Source organism: Asticcacaulis sp. (assembly GCF_027484505.1).
Classification (GTDB): Bacteria; Pseudomonadota; Alphaproteobacteria; order Caulobacterales; family Caulobacteraceae; genus Asticcacaulis.
This window is the reverse complement of sequence record NZ_JAIXSV010000333.1, coordinates 16,433-32,011: the sequence shown is the minus strand read 5'-3', so window position 1 is coordinate 32,011 and position 15,579 is coordinate 16,433. Positions and strand designations below refer to the sequence as shown.

Below are 15,579 nucleotides of genomic sequence, written 5' to 3'. Positions count from 1 at the left end.
CGTTTTGGGTGTGACGTGCAGGGCGGACAAGATGTTTTTCAGTTCTCCGACCGGTTTCAGCGCGCCGTCGCGGATCAGTTCCGTGGCAGGCAGGCTACGGCTGCCCGGCATGTGCCCGGCGCGCAGACCGGCGCGCGGTTCCGGCGCCGTGCCATCGAAACGCGCGGCGGGACGGGCGTCCAGCACCATCTCATCTGATGCGCCAAGATGTGCCCGCAACACATTGAGAGATATAACAAGATCGGGGTTTGGGGTAGGGGTGTAGGTAACGCCCTTGACCCACTCCGCGCCGCTACCTGTCGGATATCCAGCCGATATCCACGCCGGTAAGCCGCCCTTCAACACCTGCACCTTTTTGTGCCCCATCAGGCGGAAGGTCCACCACACGCGCGCCGCAGAAAACAGGCCCTGCCGGTCATAGACCACCACGTGGTCGGTTTCGCGGACGCCCATGTCACCGACAGCTTGCGCAAACACGTCGGGTGTTGGGGCCATGTGCGGCAGGCCGCTGCTGCGGTCACTGATGGCGTCGATATCGAAAAATTGCGCCGTCGGGATCTGGCTTTCGGCATAGAGGGCGCGCATGTCCGTGCCGTCCAGCGCCCAACTGCCGTCGATGAGTTTGACCGACCCGGCATCGAGCAGGGGTTTCAGGGCATCGGCCTCTATCTGGGCAGGCATGGCTTAGTCCTCTTTCATCTGCGCATAGGCATCGAGCGCCCGCTGACGCGCCACAGCGTGATCGACGATCAGGCGCGGCGCACCCCCTGAGTTAGAGGCTGAAACGCCCGCGAAATCAAACAGGTCGCGTTCAAATTTTTGGTGATGAACGGACGTAGCACCCGTCATGTTTTCCGTAAAACCGGAAACAAAGCGCCGTCGATAGGCCCCTTTCGGGTCGAATTTCTCGGCCTGAGTCAAGGGGTTGAAGATGCGGAAATAGGGGGCGGCATCGGCTCCGGAGCCGGCCACCCATTGCCAGCTTGCCGTATTGCTGGCCGGGTCGGCATCGACCAGCGTGTCCCAGAACCACTGTTCCCCCAGCCTCCAGTCGATCAGAAGGTGCTTCGATAGGAACGAGGCGCAGACCATGCGCACGCGGTTGTGCATGAAACCCGTGCGCCAGAGCTGACGCATACCGGCATCGACCAGACTATAGCCCGTCTCACCGCGTTGCCATGCGCGCAAGCCGGCCGAATCGTCGCGCCATGGCATGGCGTCGAAGGCGCTTTTGAAATTGACGCCGTCCAGTTCCGGCTGGAGTTGAAGGATGTTGTAGCTGAAATCGCGCCAGGCCAGTTCGGCCCTGAATTTTTCCAGATCTTCGTGCAGAGTCGGATGAGCTGCGGCGTGCGCTTCGGCTTCATGCAGAACGCGGTGCGGGCTGATTTCGCCAAAGCGCAGATGCGGCGACAGGCGCGAGGTGATGTCGAGATCGGGCCGGTCGCGATCCGGTGCATAGCCTTTCAGGCCCGATCGCAGAAAAGCCGAGAGCCGCTGATGCGCGCCGTCTTCGCCCGGCGTCCACAGGTCAAAGCCCGCTGACCAGTCGTGCCCCGATGGCGTCAGGGTGGGTTTGAGCCCCAACGCGTCTATGTCCACGCTCTGCGGCCAGTCTGTGGGGGCGGGCCAATAGGTCGCGACCGGTTTTCGCGCTTGACCCTTGGCTGCTCCGTGCGCCAGCAGAGCGCGGTAAAAGGGGGTGAAGACCTTGTACGGATTGCCGTCGCCCGTGCGAATCTGCGTCGGATCGGACAGCAGATGCGTGTTGAAAATATCGACCGGGATGCCCAACGCCCTGCTCAGTTGGGCATCGAAGGCGTCGATTTTCGGCTCGAAGGTGCGTGAGGCGATCAGTCGCGTCGCGGATACCTGCCCGACCAAACGCTTCAACTGCGCCATGGCCGGCCCTTTGAGGACGATCAGCCGCGATCCGCGCGCCTGCAAACTCTGATCCAGCGACCGCAAAGAGCGATCCAGCCACCATTTCGAGGCTGCCCCCAAAGGCCGCTGCGCCAGATGCTCATCATAAACATAGACGGGTATCACGCAGCCGTTGGCGTTTAGCGCGGCTTCCACGCCTTCATGATCTTGCAGTCGCAGATCGGATCGAAACCACAGGATCGTCGTTTGGGTCATCAATTGGGGCCTGTTTAAAACCGGGTTTACGTCCGGCCGGGCGGGTTCGATCAATCCGATGACTATTGACCGGATCGGGGGAGGCGACTAAGCCAGAATGATCTAGTGTCCTGAATCTGAAATTCGCATGCGCTTGATATCGCCCTCTGGCGAATTTCAGATTCAACAGGACACAAGCAACTTATTGTATCTAGTATCGTTTTGAATTTGAAGTTCGCACGGTTCTCGATATGAAAAATGAAGCGAACTTCAAATTCACGATACTAGCACCCAGAGTTCCTTTATGTCCCCACCGCCGAAACTGAGCGCGTGTATTATCACCAAGAATGAAGCCGATCGTCTCGCCAATTGCCTGCGGGCGATTGAAGGGCTGGTTGATGAGGTGGTGGTGGTTGATTCCGGCTCCACGGACGGAACGCCTGATATGGCGCGTCAGATGGGGGCAAAGGTCTTTCATAATGACTGGGTGGGGTACGGGCCGCAAAAGCGCTTTTCCGAAGACTGCGCCAGCCACGACTGGATACTCAATCTGGACGCCGATGAGGTGGTGACGCCGCAGTTATATCAGGAAATCAAGGCCCTGATGGCGCGCAGCCCTGACCTGCCGGCCTATCGCTTCAAGCTGCGCAATGTCTATCCGGGTAAGGATAAGCCGCGCCTGTGGGCCGACTATCACAACTATGTGCGGCTCTATGACCGGCGCAAGGTACGGTTCCGCGACTCGCTGGTGCATGACACGGTGGACACCAGGGACGAGCCGGTAGGGCAGCTACGAGGGTCGGCGACGCACTTTTCGGCGCGCTCCTATGCGCATATTCGCCAGAAGCTCGACTCCTACACCAATCTTCAGGCCAAAGCGTTGAAAAAGCCCGCCTGGGCGATTTGGGCGCGTCTGCCGTTCGAATATCCATTCGTGTTCACGCGCTATTTTCTGTTCCGTTGCCACTTCACCGGCGGCTGGGATGGGGTTCTATCGAGCCATCTGGCGGCCGAAGCCCGCGTGAAACGCCTGTTAAAAATTCTCAAGGCTCAAAAAGAGCTTAAAGCAAAATCTTAAGGCATCGGATTACATGTCTTCCGCGAAACCCTCCTTCTGGCAAGATATGGCCTGGCGCTTCGAAGCGCTGATGTACGACCTGTTTGTCGGGATCGTGCGCGCCCTGCCGGTCGATACAGCCTCGGACATGGGGGCGTGGCTGCTCAAGACCATTGGTCCCGTTACCCCGACCCAGAAACTGGTGCGTCAGAACCTCGACCTTGCCTTTCCGGACAAGGATGAGTCGTGGAAGGCGAACGTCGCTCGCGCCCAGTGGGACAATCTGGGGCGGACTTTCGCGGAATTCGCCATTATGGACCGAATCCGCATCGCCAATGGGCGCGTTGAGGTGGTCAATATGGAGCGCCTCAAGGCCATAGCCGAGAGCCAAACCCCTGTGGTCTTCATCTCCGGGCACTTTGCCAACTGGGAGATTATGCCCTCGACCATCGTCGATGCCGGGGTCGAGTGTCAGATGACCTATCGCGCCGCCAATAACCCTTATGTGGATGAACGCATCAAGGCCGGACGGATGCGTTATGGCGTGCGCCTGTTCGCGCCGAAGGGCGGCGATGGGGCCAAGGAATTACTGATCGCTATGGGTAAGGGTGAGTCGGTCGCCCTGATGAACGATCAGAAGTTCAACCGCGGTGTTGCCACGCCCTTTTTCGGGCGCAGCGTCGATACGGCGCCCGGTCCGACGCGCTTGGCTATGCGCTTCGGCACGGTCTTGCAGCCCATGACGGTCGAGCGCCTGCACAAGGCGCGCTTCCGGGTGATCGTCCATGAACCGATTGAAGTGGATGATACCGGTCATAAGGCCGCCGACATCGACACCACCGTGGCCAAGGTTTCGGCCTTTATCGAAGAGGTGGTGCGCGCGCGGCCGGAAGAATGGTTCTGGGTGCATAAGCGTTGGCCCAATGACGCTTATAAACCGGGCACGCCCAAAGCCCCTTAACGTGGGCTCATAATATGTGAAGCGCACAGTGCTTGCCTGAGACGGCGCTCGGTATCATGATGTCCCCCTTAAGGAACCACGTCACCTGCTGCATGTCCGATAAGCCCAAGCTCCCCCTTACCCATCGACGCCTGCTGATCGCCGGCTTCTCCCTGCTGGGAGGGCTGTTTGTGGTCATGGTCGGGACGCTGTGGGGTGATGACATCATGCGTCACAATCTCGATCCCAAGGTGCCGTTTCAGACCTACGCGCCGCCGGCGGCTCCCGATTATCGCAAAGTGGACGGATGGTACCTTAGTCCGGCGCTCGACGGGTTTGAGGTGCGTCGCAACCGTAATCCTCAGAAAGTCGATGTCTTCTTTATCCACGGCACGACCTTCAATGGCGGTAAAGACTGGGTGGGACCGATTGATGATCCCACGGCCAGTGCCGAGGTGATACGCAATCAACTGCCCAACTATGCCGGACCGTTCAATGCGGTCGGCTATGTCTATGCGCCGCGCTATCGTCAGGCCAGCCTCTACAGCCAGTTGACACAACGCGAAGACGCGCGTGAGGCGCGGCAATTTGCCTATGGGGATATTGAGGCCGCCTTTGAGGCCTTTCTGGCCCAGCGCCGTAATGGCAGCGGCTTTATCATTGTGGGCCTGGAGCAGGGGGCGTTTCTGGGGCAGAGGCTGCTGAAAGAGCGGATTTTGAGCGATGAGGCGCTAAAGTCGGCGCTGGTCGCCGTCTATTTTCTCGAAGCCCTGACGCCTGCCAACGATTTTCAACCGGGGCAAGCGATCCCGGCCTGTCAGCAGCGCATCCAATATGGCTGCGCCGTCGCCTATCTGAGCGTCGATAATGGCCGTCCTGACCGCGCCTTGCAGGCGCAGCGCCGCGCCATGGACTGGAGCCCGACCAGCATTATGGAGCCGCTGGATGGCAAGGCCCTGTGCGTCAATCCACTGACGGGCGGGGTGACGGACAAGGAGATCGAGGCGCGCCACAGTCTGGGTGCAGCCAATGCGACGGGACTGGAATGGGGGACGACACCGGCCCTGATGCCGCGCAAGGTCAGCGCGCGTTGCCGCGGTGATATCCTCTATGTGTCGCGGCCGTCGGGTCCGTCCTTTGACGTTGACGGTTCGTGGGCGGATAGTAAAAAAGTACGTCCGTACAATCTGTTTTATGCTGATCTTCAAGCGGATTCGCAAGCGCGCTGGTTGGCCTGGCGCGGGGCACGCCGGGATTAATCCACCTTATCCGCCGCATCGGGTCGCCAGTCGAACAGGTGGCGCAGGGCTTCCAGAGCCTGCCGACGCTGGGGTGGGAATTGCGCTTCGTGCTGAAGAATATACTGCGCCTCCCGCGACGCCGTGGCGATCAGGTCGGCGTGCGCCACCGGATCGACAAAGCGATAGGCGGGGAAACCTGACTGCCGCGCACCCAGCAAATCGCCTTCACCGCGCAGTTTCCAGTCCATTTCGGCGATCTCAAACCCGTCTTCCGTCGTGCGAAGCAGTTCCAGCCGCGCCTTGGCCGCCTGTCCCAGCGGCATGTCATAGAGCAGGATGCAGGCGCTTTTGGCCGAACCCCGCCCGACGCGGCCGCGTAGCTGATGCAATTGCGCCAGACCGAAGCGTTCGGCCTGTTCGATAATGATGATCGAGGCATTGGGCACGTCGATGCCGACTTCGACCACGGTCGTTGCGCATAGCAGCGGCAGTTCACCGGAAGCAAAGCGCGCCACCACGTCTTCCTTTTCGGCCGATGGCATTCGTCCGTGCACCAAGCCGACTTCACGCCCCAGCGCCTCCTGAAGAGACTCGTGACGGGCTTCGACCGCGATCAGGTCAGATTCGGCGCTTTCTTCGACCAAGGGGCAGATCCAGTAGGCCTGTGAACCCGCCGCTATGGCCGATTTCAGCCGGTCGAATACCTCCGACAAACGCGCACGCGGGATGACGGCTGTATGGATAGGTTGCCGACCGGCGGGCTTTTCATCGAGCACGCTGAGGTCAGACTCGCCATATTGGGTGAGCGCCAGTGTGCGCGGAATGGGCGTCGCCGACATAGAGAGATAGTGGACGCTTTCGCCTTTCAGGAAGAGGCGTTGCCGCTGCCCCACGCCGAAGCGATGTTGTTCGTCGATAACGCAAAATTGCAGGCTTTTGAAATCCACGCCTTCCTGAAACACCGCATGGGTGCCGAAGACCATCGTGGTGTCGCCCGACGCCACAGGGGCGCGCTTGGCTTCGCGCTCCTTACCCTTGTCGCGCCCGGTCATCAGCACGGCAGAAATGCCTCTATCGCTCAGAATAGGCAGTGATTTCTCGTAATGCTGGCGCGCCAGAATCTCGGTCGGCGCCATCATGACGCTCTGATGCCCGGCTTCGGCGACGTCGATCATGGCCATAAGCGCCACCAGGGTCTTGCCCGACCCGACATCACCCTGAATCAGGCGATTCATGCGTTCGCCGGAACGCAGGTCACCGCGAATATCGCTCAGGGCGCGCGTCTGCGCCCCCGTGAGGGCGAAGGGCAGGGTGGACAGCGCCTTATCGGCCCAGAGGTGTCGGTCGATGATCAGGGCCGGGGTCGCCTGACGGTGCTGCTTGCGCGCCTTCATGGCCAGTTGATGGGCCAGCGCTTCATCATAGGCCAGCCGTTTACGCGCCGGGGCATCGGGCAGCAGATCGGCTTCACTCACAGGCGCGTGGGCGGCGCGCAACGAATCCGAAAAACCGGAAATTTTTAGTCGCCCCAGCGTCTCATTATCCAGCCACTCCGGCAGGTCGGGCACCCTGTGCAGGGCCGCTTCGATAAACCGCCGCATCAGACGCGGCGAAACGGCTGCCGTAGCCGGGTAGACGGTTTCAAACAGGGGGATGGTGTCCTGTTTGTCCAGCGGCACCAGATAGTCCGGATGGTTCATCTGAAGCGACGAACCGAAACTTTCGACCTTGCCGCTAATCCAACGGGTTTCCCCGACCGGGTGTTGCTGCTCAAAGCCACGGATCGGGTGGAAATAGGTCAGTTGCATCTGGCCGCTATCGTCAAAGACGGTGATGCGCTGCGGCCCCTTGCCGGCGCTTTTCTGATAGCTACCGATGGTCACACATAGGGTCTGAACCTGCCCGACGCGCGCTTCGGCGATGCGACTGACGGGTCGAAAAATCAACTGGCTGGGCAGGGTAAACAGCAGGTCACGCACATAGGGCCCGACATGGCGGATCAGATGCGGCGCAATTTTCGGCCCGACCCCTTTCAGGCCGGTCAAAGACGTGTAATAGGGGAACAAAATTTCCGGACGCATAGGCTCTTTCAAGCACCAAACCGTATGAAAGAGAAGGGCGATTGCGCTCCAAAGACGGGAAAACCATGACCGACACCGCTGACGATCTCCATCAGGCCCGCCTGCGCAAGCTGTGGTTCCGCGCCTCACGCCGCGGTTTCAAGGAAGCGGACATCATTCTGGGGCATTTCGCCGAAGAATATCTGCCGACCATGAGCGCCGAACAGCTCGATATTTTCGAGGCCCTGCTCGAAGCGCCGGATCAGGACCTCTACGGCTGGATCATCGAGCGCGACCCTGTGCCGCCGGAGCATGAATCCGAAATCATGAGCCAGCTCAATCAGTACTATAAGATAGCTTACACAAAACTTCAGCAATAGATGTCCGATATTTCCCGCATTACCGCCGCTTCCGCCCGCCTGTCCCTGACCGGGTGTCCACCGGGTTACGACAGTCTGGTGGCCTCGGACCTGACGCGCGCCGAAGGATTGGCACTGTTCGTGGCGCGCGATCACGGGCGTATGAACGCCATCGCCGAAGAACTGGCCTTCTATGCGCCGGAACTGGATGTGATTCGCTTTCCGGCCTGGGACTGCCTGCCCTATGACCGGGTGAGCCCGACAACGGGCCTGATTGCCCAGCGCATGAGCGGCCTGACGCGGCTTCAGGCCCTGAATGGCAAACCGGCAAAGCCTGTGCTGATCCTCACCACCTCGGCGGCCTTGTCGCAAAAGGTGCCGCCGCGCGATGCCATGAGCGGCAGTCTGTTGTCGCTCAAACCCGGTCAGAGTATCGAAACGCGCGAGCTTGAGGCCTATTTTTCGCGTAACGGCTATAACCGCGTCTCGACCGTTTCCGAGCGCGGCGAATTTGCCGTGCGCGGCGGCATTATCGACGTCTTCTCGCCCAGTCAGGACGAGCCGGTGCGGCTCGACTTCTTTGGCGATCAACTGGAATCTATCCGTACCTTCGATCCGGAAACGCAGCGCTCGCTGAAACAGATCACGGCGATTGACTTCATGGCGGTGAGCGAAATCCTGCTGGATGAAAAGAGCATCAGCCGTTTCCGTCAGGGCTATCTGGAAAACTTCGGTGCGCCCGGCGATGACCCGATCTATGCGGCGGTGTCTTCCGGTATCCGCCGGCAAGGCGTCGAAACCCTGCTGCCGCTGTTTTATGAGCGCCTCGACAGCGTGTTCGACTATCTGCCGTCGCAGACCCTGATCCTTCTGGACAGTCTGGCTGAGCAGGCCTTCGGCGAATGGCGCGACTCCGTACTCGATGCCTATGAATCGCGCAAAGGCTCGGGCGATGCCCGCGTCATGGCCAAGGGCGCCGTCAAGCTGGACAGCGGCTATCGCGCCCTGCCACCCGGTCGCCTCTATCTGGATGATGGCGAATGGCAGGGCGGTCTGCAAAAGGGCCGTGTGCGTCAGTTCGAGACCTTTCAGCGCGATGATGCCTCGGCCATTGATCTGGGCGCACGTCCGGGCCGCAGTTTTGCGCCGGAACGTCATCAGGACAGCGTCAACCTGTTTACCGCCGTGGCCGACCACGCCAAGGCCCTGTCGAAGGCCGGTAAGCGGGTGCTATTCGCCTCGTGGACCGAAGGCTCGTCCGATCGTCTGGGGGCCATGCTTTCCGATCACGGGCTCGACAAGACGCGACTGGCCAAAGACTATGCCGATGCGCTGGGTTTCGGGGTCGCCGGCACCAAGGCCAAGCCGATCCAGCGCGCCGTTTTGCCGCTCGATCAGGGGTTTGAGACCGAGACCCTGGCGGTCATTTCGGAAACCGATATCTTGGGTGACAGATTAGCCCGTCCGCGTAAACGTCGGCGTGCTAATAACTTTTTGGCCGAAGCCTCGTCCCTGTCTCAGGGCGATCTGGTTGTGCATATCGAGCACGGCATTGGCCGTTATGAGGGCCTGAAGACGCTGAGCGTCAACGATGCGCCGCACGCCTGCCTCGAACTGCAATACGCCGCCGATGCCAAGCTGTACCTGCCTGTCGAAAATATCGATCTGCTGACGCGCTACGGTGCCGATTCCGACACGGCGCAACTCGATCGTCTGGGCTCGGCAAGCTGGCAGGCGCGTAAAGCCAAGGCCAAGGAAAAGCTGCGTGAGATGGCCGATGGCCTGATCCAGCTGGCCGCCGCGCGTGCCCTTAAGGTGGGGCAGCAAATCGATCCGCCATCCGGACTTTATGACGAATTCTGCGCGCAGTTCCCCTACGAAGAAACCGAGGACCAGCTTAACGCCATCCACGATGTGCTCGACGACCTGTCGAAGGGGCATCCGATGGATCGTCTCATCTGCGGCGACGTCGGCTTTGGCAAGACCGAGGTGGCGTTGCGCGCGGCCTTCGTGGTGGCCATGTCGGGGCAGCAGGTGGCCATTATCTGCCCCACCACGTTGCTCGCGCGCCAGCATTTCAAGACCTTCAGCCAGCGCTTTCAGGGCTGGCCCATCCGCGTGCGCCACCTGTCGCGTATGGTGACGCGCAAGGAAGCGGATGAGACCCGCGACGGCCTGAAAAACGGCGAAGTCGAGGTGGTGATCGGCACGCACGCTCTGCTGTCCGAGCAGGTGGGGTTCAAGGATCTGGGCCTTGTTATTGTGGATGAGGAGCAGCATTTCGGCGTTAAGCACAAGGAAAAGCTCAAGGCCTTCCGTGCCGATGTGCACATGCTGACCCTGTCGGCGACACCCATTCCGCGTACATTGCAGATGGCGCTTTCCGGAATTCGGGAAATGTCTATCATCGCCACGCCACCCGTGGACCGTCTGGCGGTGCGCACCTATGTCCTGCCGTTCGATGCCGTCAGCATACGCGAAGCCCTGCTGCGCGAAAAATATCGTGGGGGGCAGGCCTATTATGTGGTGCCGCGACTGAAGGACTTGCCGGACCTCGAACGCTTCTTACGTGAGCAGGTGCCGGAGGTGAAGTTCATCGTCGGTCACGGTCAGATGACGCCGACCCAGCTTGAAGAGGTGATGACCGCCTTCTATGACGGTCAGTACGACGTGCTGCTGGCGACCACTATCGTTGAGTCCGGACTGGACGTGCCGACGGCCAATACGCTGATCGTGCATCGCGCCGACATGTTTGGTCTGGCACAGCTGTATCAGATCCGCGGGCGTGTCGGGCGTTCCAAGACGCGCGCCTTCGCCTATCTGACGACGCAGTCGCATCAAATCTTAAGTGAAGCTTCAGAAAAGCGTCTGAAAGTGTTGCAATCACTGGATAATCTGGGCGCCGGGTTCCAACTGGCCAGCCATGATCTGGATATCCGGGGCGGCGGCAATTTGCTGGGCAACGAACAATCCGGTCATATCCGTGAAATTGGCGTCGAGCTGTATCAGCAGATGCTGGAAGACGCCGTCAATGAGTTGCGCAGCCGCGCCGATGAACCGGCTACCGATAACCGGGGCTGGTCGCCGCAGATCAACGCCGGCGCTGCGGTCATGATCCCGGAAGACTATATTCCGGACCTTAATATCCGCCTGTCCCTGTATCGTCGCGTGTCGGAAGCCGAAAAGCGCGAGGATCGCGAAGCGCTGGCTGCCGAGCTGATCGACCGCTTCGGGCCCATTCCGGAAGAGGCCGAACAACTGCTGAAGGTGGTCGGCATCAAGGGCCTGTGTCGTGAAGCCAATGTGGCAAAGATTGATGTCGGCCCAAAAGGCGCGGTCATCAGCTTCCGCAATGATCAGTTCAGCAATCCGGTGGGGCTGATTGGCCTCATTCAGGCGCATCCGCAGGATTGGAAGCTGCGTCCGGATCAGAAGCTGCTGGTGCGGGGCGAATGGCCGGAAGCGGCCGGACGTCTGGCGGCGGCGGAAAAAATCATGACGCGGCTGGCGGCGATAGCGGCCGGCTAGGGCGTGGAGACAATTTAAGATTTAACGCGGTTTCTCCTCCCTACGAAGTGGGGTATAGCGTAGCGAAAGTATAGCTTTCGCAAGCGATTGGCAGCGAACGAAGTGAAGCTGACGGAGGTGTACACCTACCCCTTAAGATACCCCTCCGCCTCGTAAACTCGGCACCTCCCCATAAAATGGGGAGGAGGAAGATCGCGAAGGTTAAATCATCACCACAGCCTAAATCGCCTGATCCATATCCCCGGAGGAGGGGCGAATCTGCTGGGCGGCGCGCGTTAAGGCTTCGGCGACGGGTTCCCCGTCGATCAGTTCAGCCACACCGACGTCGAATTCGACCACAAAGGGCGAACGGCCGTTACCGGATTCAAACGCCGTGCAGCTTATCACCGCACCAATCCGCTCTCCGACCAGGCGGGCGGCGGCTTCGGGCGTAGCGGGCAGGGCGAGGGCAAACACTTCTTCGGACAAACGCCCCGCCGTGTCTTCGGCGCGCACCAGCCGTGAAATCATCGAACCGATCTGAGGCATGGCGCGCTCAAGCGATTTCCGCATTCGCGCCTGTGAAATTTCCGGATTTTCAGAAATTTTAAGCACGCAAACGCTCAAAGGCCGGTTGCGCTGGCTGGAGGCCTTGGCTAGTCGCGCCAGATGGGCGGCAAACAGGTCGCGCGTAAACAGCCCCGTGCCCTTGTCCATATACGGGCTGTGGTTGACAGCTTCCAGCGCCTGCCGCGTATTGCTCTGGCGACGATAGGCGCGGGCCAGACGCAGCACGCGGTCAGCGATTTCGGCTTCGTTGGCGCCCGGCGCGGAGACGTCGTTGACGCCGCGCAAAAAGGCATCACCCAGGTCGAGATCGACGGATTTCTGCAAACGCAGGAATACCGGCGTGTGGTAGAGCCGGGTATTACGCCGCATACCCGATGCTATCGACAGGGCCTCCGCCACCGACTCACGCCCCCACAGAACGACCGCGTCGAACGTCTTATCATGAAGATAATCAAAGGCTGAGTAGCTGGTGAAGGCCGCGTACAGATCAACCCCGCGGGCGCGCAGGGTATGGCTGAGGGCCAGAAAATCCGGGTCTGCCGGCCCTACCGAGAGTATGGCCAGAGGCTTGTCATCGTCGCGCGACGGTATCTCCAGCCCCAGCGCATTCAGCGTATCGCGTCGTAGCTCGTATTCTTCTTCGGCGACATTGGCGCGCACCATGTGCTCAAGGCCGAGGAGGATCTGCTGCGGGTGGGCGTCGCGGTCATAGACCATGTCCCAGCCTTCGGGGATGTCGTATTGGCCATTACTTGTTACCTGCACAATGGGCAGGCGGCGCGGCGCGCAGGCTTCGCGCAACTGGGTCACAAGCTTTGCTGAACACTCCGGATGGGCCGCATCGACCAGCACCGCCTCGATCTGAAGATCACCGATACAGGCCAGTGCGGCATCGGCGCGATAGGCCGTGATGGTGCGCCAGCCCAGCCGGTCAAGCTCAGCCCCCAGCCGCTCAGGCCATTGCTGATCCTTCGCCAGCAGCAAGACGCGCGCCTGAATATTCAACTCAAACTCCCTGAAGTACAGGCCCTGACACGCAGGATATCCGGCCGCCAGACAAGCGGTAGAAAAGGCCTAAACGATTCGTCTCGCCAAAAGGTAAACGTGCCGGAAAGGTTTAGAGCAGAATGATTTCAAATGTGATCATTCTGCTCAAGCCGCCATTGAGGCGGCGGCCAAGATGGCGGAGCCATCGCCCGGCGAGGGACTTAAAAAGGCTAAATCATTATGAATTATAATGATTTAGCCGCTAACGACAAAGCGCCTGTGGGCGTCTTCGGCTTCGGAGGAGATCAGACGAAACCCGTTCTGCTGGCAGAAGTGCGGCACATCGATTTGGGCCATCGGATCGTCGGCCAGCAGTGTAATAACCGCACCGGGTTGTTCAGCCAGGGCCTTTCGCAGGCGCAGGGTGGGTACCGGGCACCGGTGGCCGCGCGCGTCGATCAGCAGGGAAGGCGGCTCGGTCGGGGTCACAGAGGGTACGGGCGGTCTCAAAAATGCCTTTTCAGCACCGAATGTTTGGTCAATGCCGTCGAATCCGCGCAAATGCAAGCGGGATAGAGGAGTCGCCCTATGCGTTGGCTGATCTTTGTGTTGTCGCTGATGGTCGTGCCGCCCGGCGCGCGGGCGCAGGTGTCGTCCGAGCCTGATTTCTTCGCCCGCGTTCGCATGGCCGGGTTCGAAGCGCCGGTGGAGGTGCGCCGCACAGGGGCGAAAATGCGGCTGGATATGTTGAGCGGCGGGGTATCGCAGACCTATATTGCCGACCGCGACAAGGGGGTTCTGATCCACCTGACGTCGGCTGGCGGCAAACGTATCGCGCTCCTGTTTCCCTTAAGCCGAGAGGCGGCCCTGTTGCCGCTTCCGCTCGATCTGGCGACGCTGGAAGCGCGCGCGACGGTGCGACCGGTGGGCTCAAGCCTGATGGCCGGGCAACCGTGCCGCACGCTGGAATTCAGTGGTTACCTCAATCAGTCGGGCATGGCCTGCGCCAATAGTGACGGCATCCTGATGCAGATGACGCAGAAGGGGCGCAATGCGCCGCTGTTTCAGGTGGTGGCCTATGCCAGGGGTGCTCAGGACGCCAAGTGGTTTGTCATTCCCCCGGATTACCAGACGGCGGTTTTGCCAGGTCTCGGCGGCGCGACGGCCCCTGCGGGCCCTATGGTTAACTCCATAAAACCATAAAAAAGACCGGGGTTTAGCCCGGCCTTTTCATTAGGTGAATCAGGAGAGTTTGAGCTTTTTGATCCGCTCGGCGTGCTGCCGGATCAGACCTTGCGTCGAAGTATCGGTATTGAAGACGCTATACCAGCCCTGCGGCTCGTGCGGCGGATCACCGACATAGGCGGTTTCGCCGCGCAGCATCCAGTAGTCCTTATGCAGAGCGCGGCCCGCGCCGCCCCAAGCCCAGAAGTTTGAGCCCGACACCGGCCCACCGGTTTTCACTGCGTCTTCGACGGCCTTATAGATCATGCCATAAAACTTGTCTTTCCAGATAGTTGGCGTGCCCGGTTCATACTTCACGTCATCTCTGGGGAAGCCGAATTCTTCGAAGACCAGCGGCTTGTTCATGGCCGTCGCAATGCGGATATGGTCGTCGATATATTTTTGCACCTTGGCGGCGCCAGCATCGAAGGTGCCGGGCAGGTCCTTGCCATCGACCCAGCTCCAGTTCTGCGGCCAGATGTGCGCGGTTAGGTAGTCGATCTCCTTATGCGCATCGATCAGGAACGTTTCATTGCCGACCACGCCCATCAGGCCTTCGTGACCCAGCGACACCAGATGATGCGGCGCCAGCGAACGGATCAGTTTGGCGGTCGAAGAAATCCACGCCAGATAGGCTGGCATGTGCTGCGTGGCGATTTCAGGCCCGCCACCGGGACGCGGCTCGTTGCTGAGCTGCCAGGCCATGATGGTGGCGTCATCGCGGTACGGCTTTTGGGTCAGGGAGTTGGTGCGCTTGAGCAGGAACTGCACATAGTCGTGGTACATGGCCACGGCCTTTGCGTTGGCATAGAAGCGCGAGCTGACATCGGCAAATTCCGGCCACGGGTGGGCGGGATCGCCATTATTGATATAGTGGCCGGTCGTGTAGTCGAGATAGGCCATCATGCCGCCCGACCATTCCCAGAAGTTGGTCAGATACAGCACGGCCTTCATGCCGCGCTTGTGCATTTCGACCAGCAGGTAATCCAGCCCGACCAGCAGGTCTTCGTTATATTTGCCGTTTTCGCGCGTGCGGAAGGCCGGATCGAGCGAGTTTTTCAGCGGCGACAGCTCGGACGAGGCCAGAACGCGCAGATTGGTGACACCCAGCGCCTTAAGATCGTCCAGTTCCTTCTGAAGACGCTTACGGTCACCAAAGGCGGCGTCGGCCCCCAGGTAGGCCCCGTACCAGATATTGGCCCCAACGAAGCGATAGGTTTCGCCTTTGAGTTTGAAATGCGGGCCCTGAACGGTGACAAAATCACCGGCCGGGGTGGCGGCGGAGGCGCTGCTGACCATGGTCAGGGCACCGAGGCTAAGCGAGGCCAGCAGGGCGCTGCGGCGGGAAAGGGACGCGGGCATGGGAATCCTTCCTGTTTGTTTTTGGTGGGGCCTAACTTAACCTGTAATAATTATTTTTGAAATATTTAATCGATGAAGAGGCGTTTTTCGATGGCGGCTGGGGATTTATCCCCATAGGCTCTTGGCAAGCGCAGACGGTCACGATAGAAGCACA

At 60.2% G+C, this 15,579-nt stretch carries 12 protein-coding genes; 6 read left to right on the top strand and 6 right to left on the bottom strand.

Annotation, left to right across the window (positions count from 1 at the left end; translation table 11 throughout):
* Both Q0072_RS19620 and Q0072_RS19615 read right to left on the bottom strand, forming a co-directional pair.
* On the bottom strand, positions 1-681 hold a 681-nt coding region (locus tag Q0072_RS19620; protein ID WP_298333327.1), incomplete at its 3' end, for a sulfurtransferase.
* Positions 682-684: 3 nt separating this feature from the next.
* Positions 685-2,139, bottom strand: coding sequence for a deoxyribodipyrimidine photo-lyase (locus Q0072_RS19615; RefSeq protein WP_298333325.1), 1,455 nt, complete (start codon positions 2,137-2,139; stop codon positions 685-687).
* Positions 2,140-2,422: 283 nt separating this feature from the next.
* On the opposite strand from Q0072_RS19615, the gene Q0072_RS19610 reads away from it, so the two are divergent.
* The 3 genes from Q0072_RS19610 (at position 2,423) to Q0072_RS19600 (ending at position 5,374) form a co-directional block, all read left to right on the top strand.
* Positions 2,423-3,196, top strand: a complete 774-nt coding sequence (locus Q0072_RS19610) for a glycosyltransferase family 2 protein (RefSeq protein ID WP_298333323.1) — start codon at positions 2,423-2,425, stop codon at positions 3,194-3,196.
* A 13-nt stretch (positions 3,197-3,209) separates the two neighbouring features.
* Positions 3,210-4,136: a lysophospholipid acyltransferase family protein gene (locus tag Q0072_RS19605; RefSeq protein ID WP_298333321.1), complete on the top strand. Its 927-nt coding sequence runs from the start codon at positions 3,210-3,212 to the stop codon at positions 4,134-4,136.
* A 92-nt stretch (positions 4,137-4,228) separates the two neighbouring features.
* Positions 4,229-5,374, top strand: a complete 1,146-nt coding sequence (locus Q0072_RS19600) for a DUF3089 domain-containing protein (RefSeq protein ID WP_298333319.1) — start codon at positions 4,229-4,231, stop codon at positions 5,372-5,374.
* Here the strand turns inward: Q0072_RS19600 and recG are convergent.
* Positions 5,371-7,437, bottom strand: coding sequence for an ATP-dependent DNA helicase RecG (gene recG, locus Q0072_RS19595; protein WP_298333317.1), 2,067 nt, complete (start codon positions 7,435-7,437; stop codon positions 5,371-5,373). The genes Q0072_RS19600 and recG overlap by 4 nt on opposite strands.
* Positions 7,438-7,502: 65 nt before the next feature.
* Between recG and Q0072_RS19590 the strand changes: the two genes are divergently transcribed.
* Both Q0072_RS19590 and mfd read left to right on the top strand, forming a co-directional pair.
* Positions 7,503-7,796, top strand: a complete 294-nt coding sequence (locus Q0072_RS19590; protein ID WP_298333315.1) for a succinate dehydrogenase assembly factor 2 — start codon at positions 7,503-7,505, stop codon at positions 7,794-7,796.
* Positions 7,797-11,303, top strand: coding sequence for a transcription-repair coupling factor (gene mfd / locus Q0072_RS19585; protein WP_298333313.1), 3,507 nt, complete (start codon positions 7,797-7,799; stop codon positions 11,301-11,303).
* A 219-nt stretch (positions 11,304-11,522) separates the two neighbouring features.
* On the opposite strand, the gene Q0072_RS19580 is transcribed toward mfd, so the two are convergent.
* A complete protein-coding gene (locus tag Q0072_RS19580) occupies positions 11,523-12,857 on the bottom strand; it encodes a diguanylate cyclase (RefSeq protein WP_298333311.1) in 1,335 nt (444 codons plus the stop codon).
* A gap of 237 nt (positions 12,858-13,094) precedes the next feature.
* Complete coding sequence (locus Q0072_RS19575; protein ID WP_298333331.1) at positions 13,095-13,328, bottom strand: sulfurtransferase TusA family protein; 234 nt, start codon at positions 13,326-13,328, stop codon at positions 13,095-13,097.
* 99 nt (positions 13,329-13,427) lie between these two features.
* Here Q0072_RS19575 and Q0072_RS19570 point away from each other — a divergent pair, with 99 nt between their 5' ends.
* Positions 13,428-14,042 carry a hypothetical protein gene (locus Q0072_RS19570; RefSeq protein ID WP_298333309.1) on the top strand — a complete coding sequence of 205 codons (615 nt, stop codon included), beginning with the start codon at positions 13,428-13,430 and terminating at the stop codon, positions 14,040-14,042.
* 39 nt (positions 14,043-14,081) lie between these two features.
* Here the strand turns inward: Q0072_RS19570 and Q0072_RS19565 are convergent, their stop codons facing one another.
* Positions 14,082-15,425 (bottom strand): mannanase, encoded by a 1,344-nt coding sequence (locus Q0072_RS19565; RefSeq protein ID WP_298333307.1) that lies wholly within the window; start codon positions 15,423-15,425, stop codon positions 14,082-14,084.
* Positions 15,426-15,579: the final 154 nt, after the last annotated feature.

Excerpts from the sequence above, each read along its gene's own strand:
- Q0072_RS19615 (WP_298333325.1), bottom strand. The coding sequence starts at position 2,139 with ATGACCCAAACGACGATCCTGTGGTTTCGATCCGATCTGCGACTGCAA.
- Q0072_RS19610 (WP_298333323.1), top strand. The coding sequence starts at position 2,423 with ATGTCCCCACCGCCGAAACTGAGCGCGTGTATTATCACCAAGAATGAA.
- Q0072_RS19605 (WP_298333321.1), top strand. The coding sequence starts at position 3,210 with ATGTCTTCCGCGAAACCCTCCTTCTGGCAAGATATGGCCTGGCGCTTC.
- Q0072_RS19600 (WP_298333319.1), top strand. The coding sequence starts at position 4,229 with ATGTCCGATAAGCCCAAGCTCCCCCTTACCCATCGACGCCTGCTGATC.
- recG (WP_298333317.1), bottom strand. The coding sequence starts at position 7,437 with ATGCGTCCGGAAATTTTGTTCCCCTATTACACGTCTTTGACCGGCCTG.
- Q0072_RS19590 (WP_298333315.1), top strand. The coding sequence starts at position 7,503 with ATGACCGACACCGCTGACGATCTCCATCAGGCCCGCCTGCGCAAGCTG.
- mfd (WP_298333313.1), top strand. The coding sequence starts at position 7,797 with ATGTCCGATATTTCCCGCATTACCGCCGCTTCCGCCCGCCTGTCCCTG.
- Q0072_RS19570 (WP_298333309.1), top strand. The coding sequence starts at position 13,428 with ATGCGTTGGCTGATCTTTGTGTTGTCGCTGATGGTCGTGCCGCCCGGC.
- Q0072_RS19565 (WP_298333307.1), bottom strand. The coding sequence starts at position 15,425 with ATGCCCGCGTCCCTTTCCCGCCGCAGCGCCCTGCTGGCCTCGCTTAGC.